We start from the raw sequence: 23792 nt of genomic DNA on the forward strand, positions 1-23792 counted from the left end.
CTGAGTTCCCAAGCAACCACAGGCCCGCTCAACCGCGTAGTTTCACGGGGCGGAACCATCGTAACCCGCACAACTACGCCCAACTGGCGTCATTTGCCGGCAAGCATTTACCTCGCGATAGGCATGCAACTGGGCATTGCAGAAAATTAACGCGGAGAAAGTCTGATCGGCTCAATCCTCGATAGTATTGACGAGGGAGCGATATTGAATGTTCCGCGTTTTTTCCTGTCTTACGGCCGAGCACGATTGGCGGCTCGTTGTCCTCGCAGGCCTCGTCTGCTTCGTCGCAAGCATCGTCGCGGCCAGCATCTTTCACCGTGCGATCGCGACGCGCGCGCGAAGGCGGTGGATCTGGATCGCGATTGCCGGCGCAGCCATCGGATACGGCATCTGGGCGACGCATTTCGTCGCGATGCTCGCTTATGAGCCCGGCGTCACGACTGGCTACGGCCTCGTGCTGACCGCGTTTTCGCTCGCTGCGGCAATGCTTTTGACCTCGGTCGGCTTCGGCGTTGCGGTCGGCGCGGCCGGCCGCTGGGGCGCGATGGCAGGGGGGATCATCATCGGCGGCGGCATTGCCAGCATGCACTATCTGGGAATGTGGGCCCTCGAAGTGCCCGGCCGGGTCTCCTGGTCAGTGGACCTCGTCTTCGTCTCGATCATTCTCGGCATGTGTCTCGGCTACGCCGCGCTGTCAGTTGCCCTCACCTACCAGGGCTATCGAGGCACGCTGGCAGCGGCCGTCCTGCTCACACTCGCCATCGTGTCGCATCACTTCACGGCCATGGGTGCCGTGCAGATCACGCCGGATCCCACCCTCGCGACGGATACGCTTTCGCTGTCTCCTGCGTTCCTCGCGCTTGCCATCGCCGGTGTCGCGCTTTCCGTGCTGGGGATGAGCCTGATCGGCGTGCTGGCCGATCGTCGCCTGGCAAGCCGAACCGCCAGGTTCGAAGAGATCATCAGCCAGCTTTCGGTCGCCCGGCAGCAGCTCGAAGATTCGCAGCAGGAACTACAGGGACAGACGCTCAGGCTGGACACGGCGATCAATCACATGGTCGAGGGCCTTTGCATGTTCGACGCCGAAAAACGGCTTGTCGTCTGCAACGAGCGTTATGCCCGACTCTATCAGTTGCCGCCGGAACTGCTGAGGACCGGGACATCGCATACCGACATCATCAGGCATCGTATCGCGAAGGGCATTCTCAAGGGCGATTCCAGCGAAGGCGCTGCCGAGCAGTTCATCTCGAAACTGGCGGCCTTGCCGTTCGATGCCGTCTCGAGCAGGATCGACGAGTTTGCGGATGGCCGGCTGATCTGCGTGACACGGCAGCCAATGGCCGGCGGCGGATGGGTGGCCACGCATCTCGATGTGACCGAGCAACGCCGGTCAGAGGCCAAGATCACCCATATGGCGCAACACGACGCGCTGACCGACCTGCCAAATCGCGTGCTGCTCAGGGAACGGATGGAGCATGCGATTGCGGTGACGCGCAATGGCGGCCTCGATCTGGCCGTGCTCATGCTCGACCTCGATCGCTTCAAGGAAGTCAACGACACGCTTGGACATCCGGCGGGCGATGCCCTGCTGCGCGCCGTCGCTGCGCGTCTGCGCGAATGCGTCACGGAAACCGCGTTGATCGCCCGGCTGGGCGGCGACGAGTTCGCGGTGATCGATTACGTGACCAACCCGGCCGTGGAGGCCGCCGCCCTCGCCGAGAACATCAGAAAGGCGCTTTGCGAGCCCTTCGATCTCGGCGATCACCGGGTCACGGTGGGCACCAGCATCGGCATTGCCATCGCGCCGCGCGACGGCAACGATTCGGACGTGATCCTGAAGAGCGCGGATCTCGCCCTCTACTCGGCCAAGAGCGGCGGACGTGGTGCATTCCGCTTCTTCGAGCCGGAGCTCGACGAGCTCATGCATGCGCGACGCAATCTGGAGCGCGACATGCGGGCTGCACTCGCGGGGCGTCAATTCGAGCTTCACTATCAGCCGTTCGTCAACGCCGCGACCGGAAAGACCTGTGGCTTCGAGGCCTTGCTGCGCTGGCATCACCCGCAGCGAGGCATGGTCCTGCCGGGCGAATTCATCCCGCTTGCGGAGGAGACCGGCTTGATCGTGCCGCTGGGAGAATGGGTCTTGAGGACCGCCTGCGCGGAAGCCGCCACATGGCCTGCACATGTCAGGATCGCGATCAACCTGTCTCCCGCTCAATTCAGGAGCAAGGAGCTCGTTCCGGTCATCGTCGGCGCGCTGGCGAGTTCAGGACTTGCGCCGCACAGGCTCGAGCTCGAGGTCACCGAGACGGTGATCATGCATGACAGCGAAGCCGTCTTTGCGGTGCTCGCCGAGCTGCGCGAGCTCGGCGTGCGAATTGCCCTGGACGATTTCGGCACCGGCTATTCATCGCTGAGCTTCCTGCAGAGATTCCCGTTCGACAAGGTCAAGATCGACCGCAGCTTCGTGGGCGAACTCTCCAGCCCGCGGGCCGAGGCGCGCCACCTGGCGCGCGCAGTGGTTCGTTTCGCAGTCAGCCTCGGCAAGACGACGACCGCCGAAGGCGTCGAAACGAAGGAGCAGCTCGACATCCTGCGCGAGGAAGGATGCGGCGAAACGCAAGGCTATTATTTCAGCCGGCCGATGCCTGCATCCGACGTCGCCAGAATGCTGCGGCGAGGTTCCGCAGCAGCCATCCGCGCGGCGTGAGCCATTAGACCCTCACTGCAACGGCGGGTCGCCGCTGGTGCGCTTCTTGGCGAGGTCCATCTCGGTGACCGCGATCAGGATCTCGGCGCGGGTCTTCAGGTCGGGCGCTTCCAGCATGGCCTGCTTTTCGGCGGGGCCATAGGGCGACATCATCGCCAGTGCGTTGACCAGCGCCTCGTTGGGCGCGCTCTCGACGCCCTCCCAGTCGACCTTGAGATTGTTGGCCTTCAGGAAGTCGGCGAGCACCGACAGCAACGCCTCGCGGTCGACCTGGTCCTCGCCCATGCGCGCGGTGAAATCATCGACGAAGGCGAAGAAATCCACCTTGCACTGCCGGTAGGCGGTGAGCACCTCGAGCTCCTCGAGCACCTTGAAGCGCGCGACGCCGGTGAGCTCGAGGATGTAGCGGCCGTCGCCGGATTCGGCGAGCTGGGTGATGCGGCCGACGCAGCCGACGCGGAACAGTGCCGGCTTGTCGGAATTCTTCGGCGAATGCGCCACGTCGGGCTGGATCATGCCGATCAGGCGATGGCCGTCGCGGAAGGAATCGTCGACCATCGCGAGATAGCGCGGCTCGAAGATGTTGAGCGGCATCTGGCCGCGCGGCAGCAAGAGCGCACCCGGCAGCGGAAACACCGGAATGATCTCGGGAAGGTCGGCGGGTCCGCGATATTCGATGTTGATCGGCATCTTGTCCCCGCTGACGCTTGTACGTTGCCTTACGAAAACAGGATCGTCGACAAGCGCTTTCGTCCCTCGACGGTTGCATCATCCGTGCCGCCCCAGGCCTCGAAGAACTGCACGAGCTGCTTGCGGGCGCCGTCGTCGTTCCACTTGCGGTCGCGCTTGACGATCTCGAGCAGCTGCTCGGTGGCGGCCGCGCGGTTGCCTTGCGCGTTGAGCGCGGTCGCAAGATCAAAGCGGGCCTGATGATCGAGCGGGTTTGCGGCAACTTTCTGTTCCAGCTCGGCCACGGGCCCGAGCTGCTCCGCCTGCTCGGCGAGATCGATCGTCGTCTGCACGGCTTTCACCGCGGGATCGTTGCGCTTGGATTCCGGCACCATGGCCAGCGTCTGCTTGGCCTGCTCCATCGCGCCGGAGACGGCGTAGCATTTGGCAAGGCCGGCCAGGGCCGCGATGTTGGTCGAATCATGCTGCAGCGCCTCGGCATAGATCTGCGCGGCGGCTGCGGCGTCGCCCTCGGCGAGCACGGCATCGGCTTCCTGCACGATCTCGGCGACATTGACCTCGCCGGGGGCGGTGACGCCCTTGGTCAGCTTTTCGATGAAGGCGTTGAGCTGGCTTTCGGGCACCGCGCCCATGAAGCCGTCGGCCGGCTGGCCGTTGACGAAGGCGATCACGGCCGGGATCGACTGGATGCCCATCTGGCCCGGGATCGCCGGGTGCTGGTCGATGTTCATCTTGACCAGCTTGACCTTGCCCTTGGCCGCCTTGACCGCCTTTTCCAGCACGGGGGTGAGCTGCTTGCAGGGGCCGCACCACTCCGCCCAGAAATCGATCAGCACCGGCTGGCGCTTCGATTCCTCGATGACGTCCTTCACGAAGGTCTGGGTGGTGGTGTCCTTGATCAGATCGGCCGCAGCCGGGCCCGCCGCTCCGTTACCCTGGTCGATGATCGTCACGGGATCCCCTCGTCTGATGTCTGGAATGGCGGCTCTTTAGCACGTCGCCAACGCCTATGCTTGTTGTCGGCTCCTAAATTGGGCCGAATGGGCCGAATTTCAATCCGTCGGGGCCGATTCGCCGGTTCCGGGGTGTTTTCGGGGCGTTTGGCCGCATTCGGTGTCTATTTAGGGCCCGCAATTGCGAATCTATGCTGCCGGTAGCTGTTGCATTCCCCTCCCGCTTTTGGCATACGACAGCCGTTGCCGGCGCGTCACGCGACCGACACAGGATGCGGGTGTAGCTCAGTGGTAGAGCACGACCTTGCCAAGGTCGGGGTCGAGGGTTCGAGCCCCTTCGCCCGCTCCAATTTTTCCCAGAGCATCCAGCCAAACCGGACCGGGCCGTGGTCTTCCACGCCGCTGGCGGCTGTATTGGGTTTGCAATGACAATTCTGGTCACCGGCACCGCAGGCCACCTCGGCGAGGCCCTTTTGCGGACGCTCCGCCGGCGCGGCTTGCCTGTCCGCGGGATCGATCTGAAGCCCTCCCCCTTCACCGATGCCGTCGGCTCGATCGTCGATCCCGATTTCGTGCGGTGCCAGATGGACGGCGTCTCTGCCGTGATCCACACCGCGACGCTGCACAAGCCGCATGTGGCGACCCACTCCAGGCAGGATTTTGTCGACACCAACGTCACCGGCACGCTCAACCTGCTCGAGGCTGCTGCAAGCGCCGGCGTGAAGAGCTTCGTCTTCACCAGCACCACCAGCGCGTTCGGCTCGCAGCTTCGCCCCGAAGCCGGGCAGGCGGCGGTGTGGGTCACCGAGGAGCTGCCGCCCGTCCCGAAGAACATCTACGGCACGACCAAGCTGATGGCGGAGAATCTGTGCGAGCTGTTCTTTCGCGAGCGCAGGCTTCCGGTCGTCGTCTTGCGGACCTCGCGTTTCTTTCCGGAGGACGACGACGATCCGGCGATGCGGTCGGCCTATCCGCTGGACAACGCGCAGGCCAACGAGCTGCTCTATCGCCGGCTGGATATAGCGGACGCGGTCAGCGCCCATCTGCTCGCCGTCGAGCGCGCGCCAAAGATCGGTTTCGCGCGCTACATCGTTTCGGCCACGAGCCCGTTCGCGCCGCATCATCTCGCGGCGCTGGCGGATGACGCGGCAGGCGTCGTGCGCGCGCTCTATCCGGATTGTGCGCAGCTCTATGCGGCGCGCGGCTGGCGCCTGTTTCCGCAGATCGACCGCGTCTATGTCAACGCGCGCGCCCGGCGCGAATTGGGCTGGCGGCCCGAATTCGACTTCGCGCATGTGCTGCAGTGCCTGCGTGCGGGCCAGGATTTTCGTAGCACGCTGGCGCGCGAAGTCGGGTCGAAAGGCTATCATGAGGCGGTTTTCGACGGCGGGCCTTACCCCGTCGCCTCCTGATCACCGCTTTCGCAGTTTTGCTCGACGTGTCAAACGCCTGCGCGGTGTCGCCGGGCGCAAATTGGCCTGAGGCATTCTACTGTGCATGGGGTTGTTCTCGCACTTTTTGTGTGGGCCCTTCCCGCTGCCTGCAAATTGAGCTGGGCATCTTTCTGATTCCGCGTTGCAGCGAGATTGTTATCGTTGCTGCGCTGGCGCGGGCAGCAAATCCGTCTCAATTTTTATTGAGCGCAACCGCAGCACACGCGGTGCGCTTCTCACCGCCCGCAGATGTGCTAACCTTTTTGTGTCTGTCGTCCTGACAGACTCCGAGCTTCGCCTACTCAAACAGCAAAACAAAGAACGTGCAGCCCTGACGGCTGCCTTAGGGGAGTGACGCGATGACATCGATGTTCCATCGATCCGTGTTGGCGCTTGCAGCGGTTGCCCTTCTTGCCGGGACCAGCGTTGTCAATGCGCAGCAACAGGACAAGAACCGGACACTGAAGAAATACGAATCCGGCACCAAGGAATTCTGGACCCATCCGCCGGATGACTGGTTCCTCGGCGACGAGACCGAGGCGCAGAAGGGGCTCGCGCCGCCCTCGGGTCCGCCGACCGGCGCGTCGGAGGCGGAGCTCGCGGCGATGATGAAGAAGATCAAGCTGCCGCCGGGCTTCAAGATCGAGGTCTATGCGCCCGGCGTTCTCGCCGCGCGGCAGATGGCCTGGGGTGACAAGGGCACGCTGTTCGTCGGCTCATTCGGCCTCGGCAACGTCTATGCCATCAAGGACAACAACGGAAAGAAGGAGGTCAAGACCATCCTCAAAGGGCTGAACATGCCCACCGGTCTCGCCTTCAAGGACGGCGCGCTCTATGTCATCGCGGTCGACAAGCTGATCCGCTACGACAACGCCGAGGCCAATCTCGACAAGCTCGGCGATGGCAAGGTCGTCTATGACGACATGCCCTCCTATGCCGCGCATGGCTGGAAGTACATCGCGGTCGACAAGGAGGGCTGGTTCTTCCTGCCGTTCGGTCCGCCCTTCAATGTCGGCATTCCCCCGACCAGCGTGTCGCAGATCCGCCGCGTCGATCCCAAGACCGGCAACGCCGAAATCTGGGCGCTCGGCGTCCGCAACTCGGTCGGCGGCGACGTCGATCCGCGCACCGGCAAATTCTGGTTCACCGAGAATGCGCGCGACTGGGTCAGCGACGATCTGCCCTCAGACAAGCTGAACATGATCTCGAAGATCGGCGAGCATTTTGGCTATCCCTATTGCCACCAGGGTGACCTGCCGGATCCGAAGTTCGCGATGGGCCACAAATGCTCCGAGTTCACGCCGCCGGTGCTGAATCTCGGCGCACACGTCGCTCCGCTCGGCATGAAGTTCTACACCGGCGACCAATTCCCCGCCGAGTACAAGAACAACATCCTGATCGCCGAGCACGGCTCCTGGAACAGGCACAAGTACCAGGGCGCCCGCATCATGCGCGTGATCGTCGGGCCCGACGGCAAGAACGCCAAGCAGGAAGTGTTCGCATCCGGCTGGCTCGAGGGTGACCAGGGCTATCTCGGCCGTCCCAACGACATCATCCTCGCCAAGGACGGCTCGATCCTCGTCGCCGACGACTGGGCCGGCGCAATCTATCGCATCAGCTACAGCAAGAAGTAGCGCGACACGAGAAGAGGCTGCGACCGCGCGATGGCCGCAGCCTCTTTTGCTTGTGACCGACCTGCAATGGAACGCGTTCGTCATGCCCGGACTTGATCCGGGCATCCATCAAACGAGAAAACTTTGCAAAAGGGATGGATTGCCGGGTCAAGCCGGCAATGACAGCCGGAGAAATCAGTGATGCGGGTCGTTCGGTTCGGAATTCTGTTTGCGCTCGCGTCGCTCGCATTCATCCCAGCCCAGGCCGCCGACAATCCAGCGATCAAGGACAAGGCATCCGTCTGCTCCGGCTGTCACGGCGAGAACGGCATTTCGCAGACGGAAAACATTCCATCGCTCGCCGGCCAGCCCGATCAATTCATCCAGTGGCAGCTGGTGTTCTTCCGCGCGGGTTCGCGCAAGAACGACCAGATGCAGCCGATCGCGGAAGAGATCACCAACGAGGACATCCGTAATTTCGGCGCCTATTTCTCGCAAATGACGCCGCCGAAGGGAGCGGAGGACAACGACCCGGACCTGTCGAAAAAGGGCGCGCAGGTTGCCGTCGGCCGCCGCTGCGCCTCATGCCACACCGACAGCTTTGCCGGCACCAAGGCCGTGGCGCGGCTCGCCGGCCAGCGCGAGGAATATCTCGTCAAGGCGCTGCACGACTACAAGGCCGGCGCGCGCATCGGCGGCGGCGTCGCGGCGATGGCCGATGTCGCCTATCACATGAGCGACGAGGAGATCACCGCGGTCTCGCATTATCTGGCGAATTTCAAATAGCAGCGAGGCTGTTGCGGCGCGCAATTGCGCGCCAGGCCGGACGACATCGTGTGTGGAGCGCGAGCTACCCCGCCAGCTGCTTCTCATACGCTTTCAAATGCGTGTACGCGATGCGCAGCTTCGGCACCGGCACCTTGGCGGTGTCGGCGCGGGCGATGAGATCGCCGATGACGTGGTCGGCTTCGACCGGCAGGCCCGCCTTGATGTCGCGGAACATCGACGCCGTCATCGGCGATCCCTCGGCGGTGAGATTGCCTTTGACGCGCTCGAAGAACGGGCCACCCGGCGGATAGCCGGACGCCGTGGCGATGGCGCTGGTCTCATCGAGCATGCCGAGCAGGAAGTCCTGGCCGCCGGGCGCGGCGAGGATGTTGCCGACGGAGGTGCGCATCAGGCTGGTGCTTGCGGCGAGCGAGGAGAGGAACACCCACTTCTCCCACATGTCCTGCATGATGTTCTGGCTGGCGGTGGCGCCATTGATGCCGCTCTTGAAGGCCTCGTCGATGGCCTTGACCCTGTCCGACAGTTTTCCGTCGCGCTCACCGTAATTGAGCGACTGCATCGGCTGCAGCTGCACCACCTCGCGCTTCTCGTTCAGCGTCGCAGCAATGGCACAGAGCCCGCCCAGCACGCGCTCCTTGCCGAATTTCTGGTCGAGGATGTCGAGATGCTTCATGCCGTTGAGCATCGGGATGATCGCCGTATTCGGCCCGACCGCGGGCGCGAACGATTTGATGGCGTCGTCGAGGTCGAACGCCTTGCAGCTGAGCAGCACGACGTCGAACTTGTCCTTGAGCGCGTCGGCCTGCACGGTCGGCGGATTTTTCAAGGTCACGTCGCCATTCGGGCTCTTGATGACGAGGCCTGCGCTCGCCAGCTCGCCGGCGCGGCGCGGCCTGACCAGGAAGGTGACGTCGCGGCCGGCCTGCAACAGCCTGCCACCAAAATAGCCGCCGATGGCGCCGGCGCCGACCACGAGGATACGCATGGGATATTCCTTTTTGTTGCTATTGGCGGTCCATCTATAGTCGTCATTGCGAGCGAAGCGAAGCAATCCAGAATGCTGCCGCGATCACATTCTGTCGCCGGGCGATGAAGGGACTACGTCCCCGACACCATCTCCTCGACCTCGCGCAACTGCTCCTTGCCAAAAAACATCTCGTTGCCGACAAAGAAGGTCGGCGAGCCGAACGCGCCGCGGGCGACCGCCTCCTCGGTGTTCTTGATCAGTCTGGCCTTCACTTCCGGTTCCTGAGCGCGGGCGAACAGCTTTTGCGCGTCGAGGCCAGACGACGCCAGCGCCTTCGCCGCGACTTCAGGGTCGTCCATCTTCTTCGGCTCGCGCCACATGTGGTGAAACGCGGCGTCGACGTATTTCTCGAACACGCCCTCGAGCTGCGCTGCGATCGCGGTGCGCATCAGGTTCAACGTGTTGACCGGGAAGAAGGGGTTCATGACGTAAGGCTGGACCTTGAAGCGCTTGATGAAGCGCTCGGTCTCGATCTGCTGGAATTCGCGCTTGTTCTTGATGCCGGCGAGCGTCTCGGCCGGCGACTTGTTGTTGGTCGACTTGAAAATGCCGCCGAGTAGGATCGGCATATATTCGAATTTGACGCCGATCCGCTGCTCGATCGCCGGGATTGCCAGATGGCTGAGATAGGCGTTCGGGCTGCCGAAATCGAACAGGAATTGCGGGGCTGTGCGGGTCAAATTCGTTCTCCCTGATCTAGCTTTTCCTCATTGTGGCGCAGGCCGCGCCACAGGTCCATCGTTTAATGACGGTCATAATACTTTGACGGTCAGATCAGGCGCCGGACTGCCCGCTTGCGCCACACCAGAAGGTAATAGCCCATCTGCAAAACGAACATGGCGCAGAACACGATGGGATAGGCGGCCCACACGCCCTCGAGGCCGACGGTGCGGCTGAGGATGACCGCAGCCGGCAGCTCGATCGCGACAATGGCGAAGATCGACAGCAGCATCGGCGTAAAGGCGACACCGCCAGCGCGCATCGCGCCGGAAAACACCGTGGCCAGACCGAACGGCACCGAGCTCCACAAGGCGATGTCGAGCAGTCGCTTTGCCAGATCGAGCACGGCGTCGTCGGTGATGAAGATGCCGAGCACGGCGCGTGGCGCGAGGTAGATCAGCGCCACCAGCCCGCCGGTCAGGACGATGTTGAACGCAAGACCGGTGCGCACGATGCCGTCGAGCCGTGCCTTGTCGCCGCCGCCGACGGCCTGGGCGCCGAGGATCGAGACCGCGATCGAAATCGACATCGCCGTGAACTGCGTATAGCCCATCACCTGGTTGACGGCGCCATAAGCCGCGGTGGCATTCGAGCCGAAGCCGTTGACGAGGCCGAGCAGCACCAGCTCGGCGACCGCCATCACCACCATGCCGATCGCGCTTGGCAGCCCGATGCCGAGGATTTTTCCGAGCATGGCTCTGTTGAGCCGGACATGACCCAGCAACGCAGTGTCCGGTGCGAGCGCATGCTTCTTCCGCAGCAAATAAACGGCGAGCGCGATCAGCGTCAGCGCGTTGGCGATTGCCGCCGCCCATGCCGGACTGGCGATGCCAGCCACGGGCATGCCGAACGCACCGCGGATCAGCATCGGCGTCAGGATCAGGCCGATAGTCGTCGACAAGGCCAGCGCCAACAACGGCGTCAGCGCATCGCCGACGCCGCGGATCATCGCCGTCATCAGCAGGAAGACGAAGCCGAGCGGCATGGTGAGCAGCATGATGCGGGCATAAGCGCTGGTCTGGTCGAGAATGTCAGCGGGCGTCGCGAGCATCATCATCAATTGCCGGCTGAAGATCCCGCCGACCAGCGCGACCGATATCGACAGCAGCAGGCCGACCGCGAGCGTCGTGCCGGCGACGCTTCCAATCTTGCCGTGCTCGCCCGCGCCAAAGGCCTGGCCGATCAGCACGGTGGCGCCGGTGCTGAGGCCCATGACGAAGGCGAACAGGAAGAACATCACCGGGAAGAACGCCGACACCGCCGCCAGTGCGTCGACGCCGATCATCTGGCCGAGATAGACATTGCTGACGGTGCCGAACAGCGATTGCAGCGCGTTGCTCAGCATCAGCGGCGCGAGGAAGCGGAGGAACGTGGTCCAGAGTGGTTTCGGAGCAGACATGGATGTGCCTTTCATCAGGGCGTGCGAAGCCGTTGCCGCGCGACGCGCGCGGCTCGGCCGTCGATGGGGTTGAGAGAGAAGCGCTACCCCTAAGCGCGGTCGCTGTAGGCGAGCTTGACGATGTGGTCGCGGATATCAGTCGGCCATTCGGCGATCAGTCCGGTGAAGCGTCGCCGGTCATCCGCGAACAATGCGCGCGAGGCTTCCTCGAATTGCGGCAAATTGCCCGCCATGGTCGACATGAAGTGATAGGCCGCATCGCGCGCCTGCCGCTCGCGGTCCTTGTCGCCGCTTGCGCGACGCGCCTCGTCGACGAGCTTTCGCAGGGCGACCGAGGCGCCGCCCGGCTGCGCGCCGAGCCATTCCCAGTGCCGCGGCAGCAGCGTCACCTCGCGTGCGACCACGCCGAGCTTCGGCCGGCCGCGTCCACGCGGCTCGGCCGGTTCTGCGGTCTCCTCAACAGGGGGCGGGACAAGCTTCGCCAGGCGCGCCAGCACCTCGCGATCTCCACCGCGCAGATCGAAGTCGATCGATCGGCCCGTGGCATCCTCGAAGATGATGATCGGCTCGTCCGGCCGCGGCGCCACCCGCTTGACGACCAGCGCGACCTCTCCTGCCGGCCCGGACACCAGGCGGCGTTGTCCCTGAAAAGCGGTGAAAATCGTCTGCATTGGAATCATTGCCATATTGAACAGCGTTGGCGCGCTTAATACCCGGGTAAATTCCAGGCGTCAATATACCCGGGTGAAAATATCCATACCGACGGCTCGACATTGTGTTCCCGGGCTGGCACGAACGGCCGATCACGCCTAGCCCGGGGACCCCACGATGCTGACCGTTCACCACCTCAACAATTCGCGCTCACAGCGCGTGCTGTGGCTGCTCGAAGAGCTGGGCGTGCCCTACGAGATCGTGCGCTATCAGCGCCAGCCGGACATGCGCGCGCCGAAGGAGCTGCGCGCGATCCATCCGCTCGGCAAGTCGCCTGTCATCACCGACAACGGCAACACCATCGCCGAGTCAGGCGCGATCATCGAATATCTCATCGCCACCTACGGCAACGGCCGGCTGATCCCGCCGCCGAACACGCCGGAGCGGCTGCGCTTCACCTATTGGCTGCACTATGCGGAGGGATCGGCGATGCAGCCGCTGCTCCTGAAGCTGCTGTTCACGCTGATGCCGAAGCGCGCGCCGGCGCTGTTGCGTCCGCTGGTGCGCAAGGTCTGCAACCAGGCGCTGACGGCGCTGGTCAATCCGCAGCTCAAGCAGCACATGGATTACTGGGAAGGCGAGCTTGCGAAGAGCGAGTGGTTCGCCGGCAACGAGTTCACCGCGGCCGACATCCAGATGAGCTTCCCGCTGGAAGCCGCGCAAGCGCGCGGCGGTCTCGAGCAGGGCCATCCCGAGGCGATGGCGTTCCTGGAACGCATCCACGCGCGGCCCGCCTATGCGCGTGCGCTGGAGAAGGGTGGGCCGTATCAGGTGGGGCGGTAAGCCACTCTTCCGTCATTCCGGGGCGGTGCGCAGCACCGAACCCGGAATCTCGCGCCACAATCTCGAGATCCCGGGTTCGGCTCTTCGAGCCGCCCCGGGATGACGGCGCCTTACTAATCCGCGTGCAACACGCGTCCGCGCGTCTCCGGCAATGCGAACGCTGCGATGAAGAACACCGCATAGGCCACCACCGCGAAGATCGCGATGGCGTTCGCGAGCGACGTCGTCGCCGACAGTGCGCCGACGAGGAACGGAAACAGCGCGCCGATGCCGCGGCCGAAATTGTAGCAAAAGCCCTGACCGGAGCCACGCAGCCGCGTCGGATAGAGTTCTGTCAGGAACGCGCCGATCCCCGAGAAATAGCCCGAGGCGAAGAAGCCGAGCGGGAAACCGAGCACCCACAGGATTTCGTTCGTCAGCGGCAACTGCGTGTAGAGCAGCACCACCGCCATGGCGCCGATCGAGAAGATCAGGAACAGATTGCGCCGTCCGATCCGGTCGGCGAGCCAGGCGCCGGTGAGGTAGCCGATGAAGGAGCCGATGATCAGCGTCGAGAGATAGCCGGTCGAGCCGACGATCGACAGATGCCGCTCCTTGGTCAGGAACTGCGGCACCCAGAAGGTGACGGCGTAGTAGCCGCCCTGGCAGCCCGTCGCCATCAGCGATGCCAAAATCGTGGTCTTCAGGATCGGGCCGGAGAAGATTTCCCAGAGCGCCGGCCGATCGCCGCTCGCAGCCTGCCTGGCGCGCGCCTCGGCCGCGATCTCCGGCTCGGTGACGGAGCGGCGGATATAGAACACCAGCAGCGCCGGCAGCGCACCGATCACGAACATCCAGCGCCAGGCCGTCTCCGCCGGCAGGATCGAGAACAGGATCGCCTGCGACAGCACCGCGAGGCCCCAGCCGACCGCCCAGCCCGACTGCACCGAGCCGACCGCGCGCCCGCGATATTGCGGCCGGATCGCCTCGCCCATCAGCACGGCGCCCGCAGCCCATTCGCCGCCGAAGCCGAGGCCGAGTACGGCGCGCGCGATCAGGAGCTGGTCGAAATTCTGCACGACGGCGCAGACCAGCGAGAAGAACGAAAACCAGATGATGGTGATCTGCAGCGTTCTGACCCGTCCGATATGATCGGAGAGATAGCCGCCGAGCCAGCCGCCGATGGCGGACGCCAGCAGCGTCACTGTGCCGGCGAGGCCTGCGGAAGCCGCGTCGACCTTCCACAGCGCGATGATGGTACCGATCACCAGCGGGTAGATCATGAAATCCATGCCGTCGAGCGCCCAGCCCGCAGCGCAGGCCCAGAACGTCCGCCGTTCCGGCGTGTTCATGTCGCGATAGAACGCGAGAAGGCTGGTGTCCTCGATCTCTGCGCGCTCGATGCGTTGGTTCGGATCGGCTGTGGTCATGTGCGTTTCCCCGGCAGTTTCTTCAAAGCTGCGCGGTGGTAGCACGCGCGCCGGCCGGAGCAAGCCGGTGCGCGCTGCCATGCCATGCAGCGGCGGGTTACTGTCCCGCCGCTTCCGCGCCGCGCGTGCGCGGATCGGGGGCGCCGAGCGGTCCGTTCGGCGTCACGAGAATCGAATTGGCGGAGGTCTGTCCCATCGGCTCGACGATGACGTGGTCCATGGCCTTCAGCTCGGATAGGACCTGATCGGAGAAGCCGCGCTCGATGCGCACTTCGTCCGGCAGCCATTGATGATGCAGCCGCGGCGCGGCCACGGCGGCGGCGACGTCCATTTTGTAATCGAGCACGTTGACGATCACCTGGAGCACGGTGGAGATGATGCGGCTGCCACCGGGCGAACCCGTCACCAGCACCGGCTTGCCGTCCTTCAGAACGATGGTCGGCGACATCGAGGACAGCGGACGCTTGCCGGGGCCGGGCAGATTGGGCTCGTAGCCGACGAGGCCGTAGGCGTTGGAAGCACCGACCGCCGCGGTGAAATCGTCGAGCTCGTTGTTGAGCAGCACGCCGGTGCCCTCGGCGACGAGGCCGACGCCGTAGCTGAAGTTCAGCGTGTAGGTGTTGCTGACCGCATTGCCGCGGCTGTCGACGACCGAAAAATGCGTGGTGTTGCTGCCCTCGCGCGGCGCGTCGGCAGCGGACGCCAGCTGCTTCGACGGCGTGGCGCGGTCGGCGGAGATGCCCGCACGCAGCTTGGCCGCATAGTCCTTCGACGTGAGGGTCTCGATCGGCGCGTTGACGAAGGCGGGATCGCCGAGATAGCGCGCGCGATCCGCATAGGCGCGCTTCATGGCCTCGATCAGGAGATGCAGCGAGGCCGGCGATCCCTGCTTCAAATCGGCGAGCTGAAAGCCTTCGAGGATGTTGAGCGTCTCCACCAGCACCACGCCGCCGGAGGACGGCAGCGGCATCGAGACGATGTCATAGCCGCGATAGGCGCCGCGCACCGGCGTCCGGATCACCGGCTGATAGGCCTTCAGGTCGGCCGCCGTCATGATGCCGCCGGCATCGGACAGTGCCTTGGCGAGCTTCTCCGCAACCGGGCCCTCGTAGAAGCCGCGCGGCCCCTGTGCCGCGACGGCCGACAGCGTGTCGGCAAGATCGCCCTGCACCAGCCGATCGCCTTCGCCGAGCGAGCTGCCGTCAGGGCGTGAAAAAATCTTCGCCGAGGAAGGCCAGCGCGCGAGGCGCCGGTGCCAGCCCGGCAGGCTGTCGGCGATGTCGTCGCTGACGACGAATCCGTCGCGGGCGAGCGCGATCGCAGGCTCGAGCAGTTGCGCCAGCGTGAACTGGCCCGAGCCGTATTTCTCCAATGCCAGCGCGAGGCCTGCGACGGTGCCGGGCACGCCGACGCCGAGCGCGGAATCGCGCGACTTCGCGGCATCGGGCTTGCCGTCGGGACCGAGGAAGATCTGCGGCGTGGTCGCGGCCGGCGCAGTCTCGCGATAGTCGATCGCGACGTCCTCGTTGCGCTCGGCGGAATGGATCACCATGAAGCCGCCGCCACCGATATTGCCGGCGCGCGGATAGGTCACCGCCATGGCAAAGCCGGTCGCGACCGCGGCATCGACCGCATTGCCGCCCCGTCGCAATATGTCGGCGCCGACCTGCGCGGAGATCTTCTCCTGCGCCACCACCATGCCGTGCTCGGCGGCAACGGCGTGCACCGTATCGAGCGGCGGCGGAACATAGGCCCGCCGGGCATCCTGCGCGGTCGCAGGCGCAAGTCCAAACGCCAGAGTGGCGAGGAAGGCGACAAATGTCCGCCGGGTCCAATATGACGACATTATCAAATTTCCGCCGTGGCCTCGGGCCGGTTCACACGCCTCTCCTTAATGCTATACCGTTTGCGCTAAGAGGGACAAAACTGTTCGTGATAAGGACTTCGGAATGACGACAATCGCCCCCGATGTACGCATGGCCGGCGTGCAGCGGACCTATCCGCCGCGCGCGGCTGTCGTCAGCTGGATCTTCTTCGACTGGGCTGCGCAGCCCTATTTCACGCTGATAACGACCTTCGTGTTCGCGCCCTATTTCGCGACCAGTGTTGCGCCAGATGCTGCCACGGGCCAATCGCTGTGGGGCTTTGCAATGGCGGCTGCGGGTCTCGCCATCGCGCTGCTGTCGCCGGTGCTCGGGGCCATCGCGGATGCGTCCGGCCGCAGGAAGCCCTGGATCGCAGGGTTCGGCGCGCTGCTGGTGCTGGCGTCCTGCACGCTGTGGATCGGCAAGCCCGGCGATCCCTCGGTCATTCCGCCGCTGCTCACTGCGGTCGCGCTTGCCAGCGTCGGTGCGGAATTCGCCACCGTCTTCAACAATGCGATGATGCCGACCCTGGTGCCGCCGGAGCGCATCGGCCGGCTCTCCGGCACCGGCTGGGCCACGGGTTACATCGGCGGCATCGTCAGCCTGATCATCGTGCTCGGCTTCCTCGCCGCCAATCCCGAGACCGGCCGCACGCTGCTCGGATTTGCGCCGCTGTTCGGGCTCGATCCCGTCAGTCATCAGGGCGATCGCATCGTGGGACCGCTCACCGGGCTGTGGTTCATCATCTTCGTGACGCCGCTGTTCCTGTTCACGCCGGATTATCCGGCGAAGCTGCCGGTGCGTGAGGCACTGCGCGAGGGCCTGCTGGAGCTCAAGCAATCGATCAAGAGTCTGCCGCAGCAGAAGTCGCTCGCGGCGTTCCTGCTCGCCAACATGATCTATACCGACGGCCTGGTGTCGCTGTTCGCGTTCGGCGGCATCTATGCCGCCGGCACGTTCGGCTGGCACACGATCCAGATCGGCAGCTTCGGCATCATGCTCGCGATTGCCGGCACGTTCGGCGCATGGCTCGGCGGCAAGCTGGACGATCGTCTCGGGCCGAAGCGCGTGATTGCCGGCAGCCTGCTGGTCCTGCTGCTGTCGGTGGCGGCGATCCTTCTGGTCGACAAGGACAGCGTGTTGTTCGTCAAGGTGGCGCCGCCGCAAGCAGGCGCGCCGCTGTTCTCGAGCGCGGCCGAGCGCGCCTATCTCCTGCTGGGTTGTCTCATCGGCGCCGCCGGCGGCCCGCTTCAGGCCGCTTCGCGCACACTGCTGATCCGCCTCGCGCCCAAGGATCGTATCGCGCAGTATTTTGGCCTGTTCGCGCTGACCGGGAAGGTGACGTCCTTCATCGGCCCGCTGCTGATCGGGATGATCACCGCCGCGACCGCGAGCCAGAAGGCCGGCATGGCGGTGCTGGTAGTGTTTTTCGTTGCGGGGCTGGGGCTATTGATGCGGGTGCGGGATTAGCCACACTACGCGATCTCACCCCGTCATTGCGAGGAGCGAAGCGACGAAGCAATCCAGACTTCCTCTGCGGAAAGATTCTGGATTGCTTCGCTGCGCTCGCAATGACGAGGTCGATAGAAACGTCGTAGCTTTTGCAGCCCGCTCCGCCGATCGGCTCAGTGCCTGAAGTGCCGCGTGCCCGTGAACACCATGGCGATGCCGTGCTCGTCGGCGGCCTTGATCACCTCGTCGTCGCGCATGGAGCCGCCGGGCTGCACCACGGCGGTGGCGCCGGCTTCGATGCAGGCGAGCATGCCGTCGGCGAACGGGAAGAACGCATCCGACGCCACGACCGAGCCTTTGGTCAGCGGCTCGGCGAGCTTCAGCTCGTTGGCGGCATCCTGCGCCTTGCGCGCCGCGATCCGCGCTGAATCGACCCGGCTCATCTGGCCCGCGCCGATGCCGACGGTGGCGAGATCCTTGGCGTAGATGATGGTGTTGGACTTGACGTGCTTTGCCACCCGGAATGCGAACTTGAGGTCGCGCATCTCCGCGTCATCAGGCGCACGCTTGGTCACGACCTTGAAGGTCATGTCGTCGACCACGGCGTTGTCGCGGCTCTGCACGAGGAGGCCGCCCGCCACCGTCTTGGCGGTGAGGCCCGGGGCGCGCGGATCGGGCAGGCTGCCGGCGAGCAGCAGGCGGAGGTTCTTCTTCCCGCCGATGATGGCGATCGCCTCCTCGCTCGCATCGGGCGCGATGATCACCTCGGTGAAGATCTTCGTGATCTCGCGCGCGGTGTCGGCGTCGAGCGCGCGGTTCATCGCGATGATGCCGCCGAAGGCCGAGGTGGAATCGCAAGCCAGGGCCCTGCGATAGGCCTCGACGAGGTTGGAGCCTTCTGCCACGCCGCAGGGATTGGCATGCTTGACGATGACGCAGGCGGCGGTGCGCTTGGCGTCGAACTCGCCGATGCACTCATAGGCCGCATCGGTGTCGTTGATGTTGTTGTAGGAGAGCTCCTTGCCCTGCAGCTGCCGCGCGGTCGAGACGCCCGGGCGCTTGTCCGGCGTCGCGTAGAACGCGGCAGTCTGGTGCGGGTTCTCGCCATAGCGCAGCGACTGGATCAGCTTGCCGCCGAAGGCGCGGAAGTCGGGCGCGTCGATCTCGAGCTGCCGGTTGAACCAGTTCGAGATCGCGGCGTCATAGGCCGCGGTGCGCGCGTAGGCCTTTGCGGCGAGACGCCGGCGCAGCTTCAGCGTGGTCGCGCCGTTGTTGGCGGCGAGCTCGTCGTGCACGGCCTTGTAGTCGTCAGCTTCGACCACGACGGCGACGTCGTCATGATTCTTCGCGGCGGCGCGGATCATCGCGGGGCCGCCAATGTCGATGTTCTCGATGCAATCCTCGAAGCCCGCGCCTTTGTCGACCGTCGCTTCGAAGGGATAGAGATTGACGACGAGCAGGTCGATCGGCGCGATGCCATGCGCCTTCATCGCCTCCGCATGCTCTTTGTTGTCGCGGATCGCGAGCAAGCCGCCATGCACCTTCGGATGCAGCGTCTTGACGCGGCCGTCCATCATCTCGGGGAAGCCGGTGAGGTCGGAGACGTCCTTCACCTTGAGGCCGGCGGCGGCGATGGCCTTGGCGGTGCCGCCGGTGGAAACCAGCTCGACATCATGCGCGGCGAGCGCCTTGGCGAACTCGATCAGGCCGGTCTTGTCGGAGACGGAGAGAAGGGCGCGGGTGACGCGGCGGGGATGGTCAGTCATGAGCAAGATCCTCTGCTAAGGGAGTGTCTATGCCCAGGCGCGCGGCGGATATGTCCCGCGCTTCCCGATGGTGCTCCATCCAAGGTCGCCAGTCGCGCGAGCGAGGGCTCGATAGCAGCTTTTGGCGCGCGTCTCAACGGCTAGATAGGACCGGATTGCGCCTGGTTACAGCGGAAGTTCCGGCTCGCGCCTGGCGTTGCGGCGGGCATTGGTGACCGCTGGCGATGCCGTGGAGCGGATAAAGCTCCAGCGGATCGAAGGGGCCTGCCGCGCATCCTGCCGGATCACGATCTGCGCGGTGCGGCGCGGGCCGTCATTGCCGGCCAGGAACACGCTGTCCTCGAGATCCACCTTGTCGTCGAGCGCCTCGAAGGTCCAGACGTCGCGGTTCGGCAGCACCAGCATGACGCCGCGGGCATCCGACAGCCGGCTCGCCTTCACCGCCGGATGCAGATGGAAGCGCAGCGCGAAATCGGCGTCCGTGCCCTTGAAGCGTCCGCCCTGCGGCGGCGACAGCGTGTCCTCGCCGTCGATGCGCGCGCCGTCATTGGCGATCATCAGCACGCGGCGATGGATCGCTCCGAATTTGGAGAGATAGCCATCATGCGATGTCGTGAGCAGCGTCCCGTTCTGCACGACCTCGCGATAGCTCTCGACCTCGACCGGACCGCTGGTGACGGGCGAGCCGTGCAACAGCCGCTTCATCGCCGACATCTCCACGAACTGGCATGACGACGTGTCATGATAGGTCAGCGTCGAATGCGCCGCGGTGCCACGCGCGAACGGTCGCCAATTGTCGCGGCCCGTGGTCGGCATGCCGCAATTGGTGACGATGCGGCTGATGCCGGAGGACAGTTCGAACGACAGGCAGCCGGCATGGGCGTCGTGGCTGACGCCGGCGGGCGGCGGCGGGCCGGTGTCGATGATCAAAGTGGTCTGGCCGGCATCGAGCCGTTGGAAGCCGGTATGCGGCATGTTCGCCATCGGCGCGCCGTGGGTGTCGTCATAGGCGAGCAGCGTCGCGAGCAGGTCGGAAGGTGTCGCGCTCATGCCGTTGAACAGCGCGAAATTGCCGTCGCCGTGCCGGAAGAAACGCAGCATCGGCATCATGCGGTCGATGGCGTTGAGCAGCGCCGGCGGCGGCGCGATGTTGCGCGCGGCGAAGGTCTGCCGCAGCGGCAAGAGGTCGATCAGCAATTCGATCAGCGCGCCCGGATTGCGCGAGATGTGGCCGCCGTCGGGCAGGATCTGCCGCTGCAATTCGTCCGAGAGCTTTTTCGAGGCGCTGCGGATGTGGCGCGCCTGGTTGGCGAGGCACAGCGCCGAATAGCACAGCGCGATCAGCACCTGCAGCTTCGGCACCCCGTCGGGGATGTCGACCATGGTGTAGCGCAGGAAGCGGATCTCGCGCGCGAGCGCGCGCAAATAGCGGCGGTAGAACTTGTTGTCGGTGTCGTTGAGCACCAGCGGCGCCTGCGACAGCAGCGAGATCACGCGCCGCGCCAGCACGTCGGCGCGCCGCGCGACGGGGCGGCGCTTGTTGGCGGGGTTGGCGATCCAGTCCTCGACCAGCGCGCGCGCATTGGCCCGTGTCAGCGCGGTGTCGGCGGCGCGCAAATGGCGCAGCCAGCCGAAGCCGAGCAGCGCGACCTCCCAATCCTCCGACGGCGGCTCGAGATCGAAGATCGAGCGGCCGTGGCAATTGACGATCTTGCCGGCGAAGACGAAGCGGCCGGCATAGATCTCGGCGGCGCGGGTCGCATCCGCGGTGCGTAAGTCATGCGGCGCGATGATCAGCCGGTCGGTGCGGCTGGGCCACACCCGCGACAGCGCAACAGAACCGCCGCTCGCGCGCGCGAGCATGTTCCGCGCGAAGCGGTTCATGACCAGCGTCGAGATACGTCTGCGTTGAGCGACCGACACGCCTTGCCTTGAAGGGGGAGAGAGGATTCCGACGAATCCTTATTAATCCCAAAATCGACCGGCTGACACCACCCTGAACGGCGCGAATCAGCGTCGGGATTGCAAAAACCAGTGCAAAATCAGGATTTAACGAGCCGGCTTGCGAAGAATCCATCGAGCCCGCCGAGCTTGGGATCGGCGTTCGGCAGATGGCTCGGCAGGGTGCGCAGGTCGCCGTCTCCGGTGATGATTTCGGCGAGGCCCGCGACCTCCGACGCCTCGATCGGCACGCGCCGAAACGCGGGCTCGGCGGCCAGCAGCGCGGCCACGGCCTGCTCGCCTTCCTCGGGTTCCAGCGAACAGGTGCAGTAGACCAGCGTGCCGCCCGGCTTGAGCAGCGAGACGGATTTCTTCAGCAGCCGCTGCTGGAGCGCGGTCAGGGCGGCGATGTCGGATTCCTGACGGAGCCAGGCGACGTCGGGATGACGGCGGATGGTGCCGGTCGAGGTACAAGGCGCGTCGATCAGGATGCCGTCGAAACCTTCAGGCGGGCCGGCCCACTCCACGGCGTCGGCGACGACGGTCTCGGCCTGGAGCGACAGCCGCGCCAGATTCTCGCGCAGCCGCGCCACACGGGCGGGCGAGCGGTCGATTGCCGTGACATGCGCGCCTGATAGCGCCAGTTGCGCGGTCTTGCCGCCGGGCGCGGCGCAGAGATCGGCAATGGACTTGCCCTTGATGTCACCGAACAGCCGGGCCGGCAGTGCGGCGGCGGCGTCCTGCACCCACCATTGTCCCTCGGCGAAGCCGGGCAGCATCGTCACCGAGCCGTGCAGCAGCATCCGCACCGTCCCGGTCGGCAGCGTCTCGCCATGCAGGCGGCTCGCCCATTGTTCGGCGTCCGACTTCACGGTCAGATCGAGCGACGGCTCATGGCCGAGCGCCAGCGCCATGTCCCTTGCGGCCCTCTCGCCATAATGCGCGCTCCAGCGCGAAAGCAGCCAGGGCGGCAGATCGAGCGATTGCGTCGCGACCTCGTCGACCAGCGCCTTGCCCTCGCGCGCGCAGCGGCGCAGCACGGCATTGACGAGGCCCGCATAACGGGCGGCGCGTCGGTCGGATTGCACGAGGCGGACGGAGAGATCGACGGCGGCGTGATCGGGCACGTCCATCCAGAGGATCTGGGCGGCGCCGATCAGGAGCGCGCTCTGCGCGCGCGGTGCGTCGGAGGGAATGCCCTTGTCGAGCAGGCGGGACAGGACATGGCCGAGCGTGCCGAGCCGGCGCAGCACGGTCGCAACCAGGCGGCGCATCAGCGCGCGGTCGCGGTCGGCCAGCGTCTTCAGCCCGGGATGGGCGCCGCCGCCGTCGAGCTGGTCGTCAAGCGTGCGGTGCTTGTGCAGGACGCCGTCGACGATGTCGGCGGCAATCCGCCGCGCCGCGAGACCAGGCACTTCGGATGGTGGGGCGAAACGTTGAGATGGCATGCGGAAGCAAGGTTCTGAGCGAGCGGCAGTTCCGCCGCAATGGGCGCATGCCTAGAGAATTCGATCTGTGGCACGCGAATATGCCAAATGTAAGAATGGTCTCTCGCCTTTGCAGCCCGCCATGACCATTTCAGCAATGCGATATTGGACCTCGCATGCCCCGTGATCTTGCGCTAGGAGCGCCGACATGAGTGACCAGCCCTCCGTTCCTGATCGCAAGCAGCTCCCGCCGGCTGCCCAGCGCGCGTTGGCCGAAGCCGAAGCGCGCCGGCAGGCTGCTGCTGCGGCTCATGCCGAAGCGGGTCCCAAGGAATTGCAGGGACCGAAGGGGCCTGAGCCCACCCGTTACGGGGATTGGGAGCGCAAGGGCATTGCGTCGGATTTTTGAGCTGCAGGTCCGGCATACCCTCGCCTTCCTACATACTCTCCTCTTGAGGCATCTTGCCGGTTCAGCCGACTCAGCCCTAGCGTGCACGGATGCCGCGCTTCGAGCCCAGTCGCCCATACCGGCCGTACTACAGACGCTCGCCGTTCGGCCGGCGCTTCTCGGGGCTGTTGCCGTGGATGTTCGTGGTCGGAGCCGCGACGGCTCTGGTGCTCGTCTCCCGGCACGGAACGAACTGGCCTGCTGCGCATGACGCCGAAGGACGGGCGAAAGATACCGAGATCGTCCTGCAGCAGTCCGGCAACGCCAATGCACGCCAGCCGGTCGATGTCATCCGCACCGTTGACGGCGATACTTTTCTCGCGCGCGTGCTCCAGCGCAACGGCCGCGATCTCGTCGTGCGGGTTCGCCTGCGCGGCATTGACGCGCCGGAGATGAAAGCATCCTGTCAGGATGAACTGGACAAGGCCAAGGCCGCGACCGCCGCGCTGCGCGATCTGCTCGGCCAGGGTGACGTGACCATCAGCAATCTCGGAGCTGACAAATATGGCCGCGTTCTCGCCGACGTCGCCACCAGGCGCACCGCCAACGTGTCCGCAGCGTTGCTCGCCGGCGGCTACGCGCGGAGCTACGATGGCGGCCATCGCGACGGCTGGTGCGCGCGGAGCAGGCGCTTCTGGTAACAAAAAAGCCGCGTC

19 protein-coding genes, 1 tRNA gene and 1 riboswitch are annotated in these 23792 nt (G+C 65.1%); of the genes, 9 read left to right on the forward strand and 11 right to left on the reverse strand.

The genetic code is table 11. The annotated features are described in order from the left end of the window. The first annotated feature begins 208 nt into the window (after window positions 1-208). Window positions 209-2710, forward strand: a complete 2502-nt coding sequence (locus tag QA649_RS01170; protein ID WP_283022601.1) for an EAL domain-containing protein — start codon at window positions 209-211, stop codon at window positions 2708-2710. Between the two features lie 12 nt (window positions 2711-2722). Here the strand turns inward: QA649_RS01170 and QA649_RS01175 are convergent, their stop codons facing one another. Together QA649_RS01175 and trxA are read right to left on the reverse strand one after the other, a co-directional pair. Beyond that, window positions 2723-3400 carry an LON peptidase substrate-binding domain-containing protein gene (locus tag QA649_RS01175; RefSeq protein WP_283022602.1) on the reverse strand — a complete coding sequence of 226 codons (678 nt, stop codon included), beginning with the start codon at window positions 3398-3400 and terminating at the stop codon, window positions 2723-2725. Between the two features lie 29 nt (window positions 3401-3429). After that, window positions 3430-4353 (reverse strand): thioredoxin, encoded by a 924-nt coding sequence (gene trxA / locus QA649_RS01180; protein ID WP_283022603.1) that lies wholly within the window; start codon window positions 4351-4353, stop codon window positions 3430-3432. A gap of 274 nt (window positions 4354-4627) precedes the next feature. Between trxA and QA649_RS01185 the strand changes: the two genes are divergently transcribed. From QA649_RS01185 to QA649_RS01200, 4 genes are all read left to right on the forward strand, one after another. Then, window positions 4628-4702 (forward strand) — tRNA-Gly (locus tag QA649_RS01185). 76 nt (window positions 4703-4778) lie between these two features. Beyond that, a complete protein-coding gene (locus QA649_RS01190; protein ID WP_283022604.1) occupies window positions 4779-5765 on the forward strand; it encodes an NAD(P)-dependent oxidoreductase in 987 nt (328 codons plus the stop codon). 380 nt (window positions 5766-6145) lie between these two features. Continuing rightward, entirely contained in the window at window positions 6146-7420 is a 1275-nt protein-coding gene (locus tag QA649_RS01195; protein WP_283022605.1) for a PQQ-dependent sugar dehydrogenase, read from the forward strand. A gap of 180 nt (window positions 7421-7600) precedes the next feature. Further along, the gene (locus tag QA649_RS01200; RefSeq protein WP_283026227.1) at window positions 7601-8185 is read left to right on the forward strand and encodes a c-type cytochrome; all 585 of its coding nucleotides are present in this window, start codon (window positions 7601-7603) and stop codon (window positions 8183-8185) included. A gap of 64 nt (window positions 8186-8249) precedes the next feature. On the opposite strand, the gene panE is transcribed toward QA649_RS01200, so the two are convergent. The 4 genes from panE to QA649_RS01220 all read right to left on the reverse strand — a co-directional run bounded on the left by panE (window position 8250) and on the right by QA649_RS01220 (window position 12005). Then, the gene (panE, locus tag QA649_RS01205; RefSeq protein ID WP_283022606.1) at window positions 8250-9173 is read right to left on the reverse strand and encodes a 2-dehydropantoate 2-reductase; all 924 of its coding nucleotides are present in this window, start codon (window positions 9171-9173) and stop codon (window positions 8250-8252) included. A gap of 113 nt (window positions 9174-9286) precedes the next feature. Further along, window positions 9287-9895 carry a 2-hydroxychromene-2-carboxylate isomerase gene (locus QA649_RS01210; RefSeq protein ID WP_283022607.1) on the reverse strand — a complete coding sequence of 203 codons (609 nt, stop codon included), beginning with the start codon at window positions 9893-9895 and terminating at the stop codon, window positions 9287-9289. 89 nt (window positions 9896-9984) lie between these two features. Then, a complete protein-coding gene (locus QA649_RS01215) occupies window positions 9985-11334 on the reverse strand; it encodes an MATE family efflux transporter (protein ID WP_283022608.1) in 1350 nt (449 codons plus the stop codon). 89 nt (window positions 11335-11423) lie between these two features. After that, window positions 11424-12005, reverse strand: a complete 582-nt coding sequence (locus QA649_RS01220; protein ID WP_283022609.1) for a DUF2239 family protein — start codon at window positions 12003-12005, stop codon at window positions 11424-11426. A gap of 157 nt (window positions 12006-12162) precedes the next feature. On the opposite strand from QA649_RS01220, the gene QA649_RS01225 reads away from it, so the two are divergent. Next, window positions 12163-12828 (forward strand): glutathione S-transferase, encoded by a 666-nt coding sequence (locus QA649_RS01225; protein WP_283022610.1) that lies wholly within the window; start codon window positions 12163-12165, stop codon window positions 12826-12828. Between the two features lie 113 nt (window positions 12829-12941). Here QA649_RS01225 and QA649_RS01230 read toward each other — a convergent pair whose 3' ends face one another. Beyond that, window positions 12942-14237: an MFS transporter gene (locus QA649_RS01230; RefSeq protein ID WP_283022611.1), complete on the reverse strand. Its 1296-nt coding sequence runs from the start codon at window positions 14235-14237 to the stop codon at window positions 12942-12944. Window positions 14238-14334: 97 nt separating this feature from the next. Then, entirely contained in the window at window positions 14335-16083 is a 1749-nt protein-coding gene (ggt, locus tag QA649_RS01235; protein WP_283022612.1) for a gamma-glutamyltransferase, read from the reverse strand. A gap of 103 nt (window positions 16084-16186) precedes the next feature. Here ggt and QA649_RS01240 point away from each other — a divergent pair, with 103 nt between their 5' ends. Beyond that, window positions 16187-17572, forward strand: a complete 1386-nt coding sequence (locus tag QA649_RS01240; RefSeq protein WP_283022613.1) for an MFS transporter — start codon at window positions 16187-16189, stop codon at window positions 17570-17572. A 155-nt stretch (window positions 17573-17727) separates the two neighbouring features. Here QA649_RS01240 and purH read toward each other — a convergent pair whose 3' ends face one another. From purH to QA649_RS01255, 3 genes are all read right to left on the reverse strand, one after another. Further along, the gene (gene purH / locus QA649_RS01245; RefSeq protein WP_283022614.1) at window positions 17728-19320 is read right to left on the reverse strand and encodes a bifunctional phosphoribosylaminoimidazolecarboxamide formyltransferase/IMP cyclohydrolase; all 1593 of its coding nucleotides are present in this window, start codon (window positions 19318-19320) and stop codon (window positions 17728-17730) included. A 24-nt stretch (window positions 19321-19344) separates the two neighbouring features. Continuing rightward, window positions 19345-19426, reverse strand: a riboswitch (ZMP/ZTP riboswitch). A gap of 59 nt (window positions 19427-19485) precedes the next feature. Next, on the reverse strand, window positions 19486-21204 hold the full coding sequence (locus QA649_RS01250; protein WP_283022615.1) for a heparinase II/III family protein: 1719 nt from the start codon (window positions 21202-21204) through the stop codon (window positions 19486-19488). 158 nt (window positions 21205-21362) lie between these two features. Then, on the reverse strand, window positions 21363-22709 hold the full coding sequence (locus QA649_RS01255) for an RsmB/NOP family class I SAM-dependent RNA methyltransferase (protein ID WP_283022616.1): 1347 nt from the start codon (window positions 22707-22709) through the stop codon (window positions 21363-21365). Window positions 22710-22896: 187 nt separating this feature from the next. On the opposite strand from QA649_RS01255, the gene QA649_RS01260 reads away from it, so the two are divergent. Together QA649_RS01260 and QA649_RS01265 are read left to right on the forward strand one after the other, a co-directional pair. Beyond that, window positions 22897-23097, forward strand: coding sequence for a DUF1674 domain-containing protein (locus QA649_RS01260; RefSeq protein WP_018645089.1), 201 nt, complete (start codon window positions 22897-22899; stop codon window positions 23095-23097). An 89-nt stretch (window positions 23098-23186) separates the two neighbouring features. Further along, window positions 23187-23777: a thermonuclease family protein gene (locus tag QA649_RS01265; protein WP_283022617.1), complete on the forward strand. Its 591-nt coding sequence runs from the start codon at window positions 23187-23189 to the stop codon at window positions 23775-23777. The last annotated feature ends 15 nt before the right edge of the window (window positions 23778-23792 follow it).

Source organism: Bradyrhizobium sp. CB1717 (genome assembly GCF_029714325.1).
Taxonomy (GTDB): Bacteria; Pseudomonadota; Alphaproteobacteria; order Rhizobiales; family Xanthobacteraceae; genus Bradyrhizobium.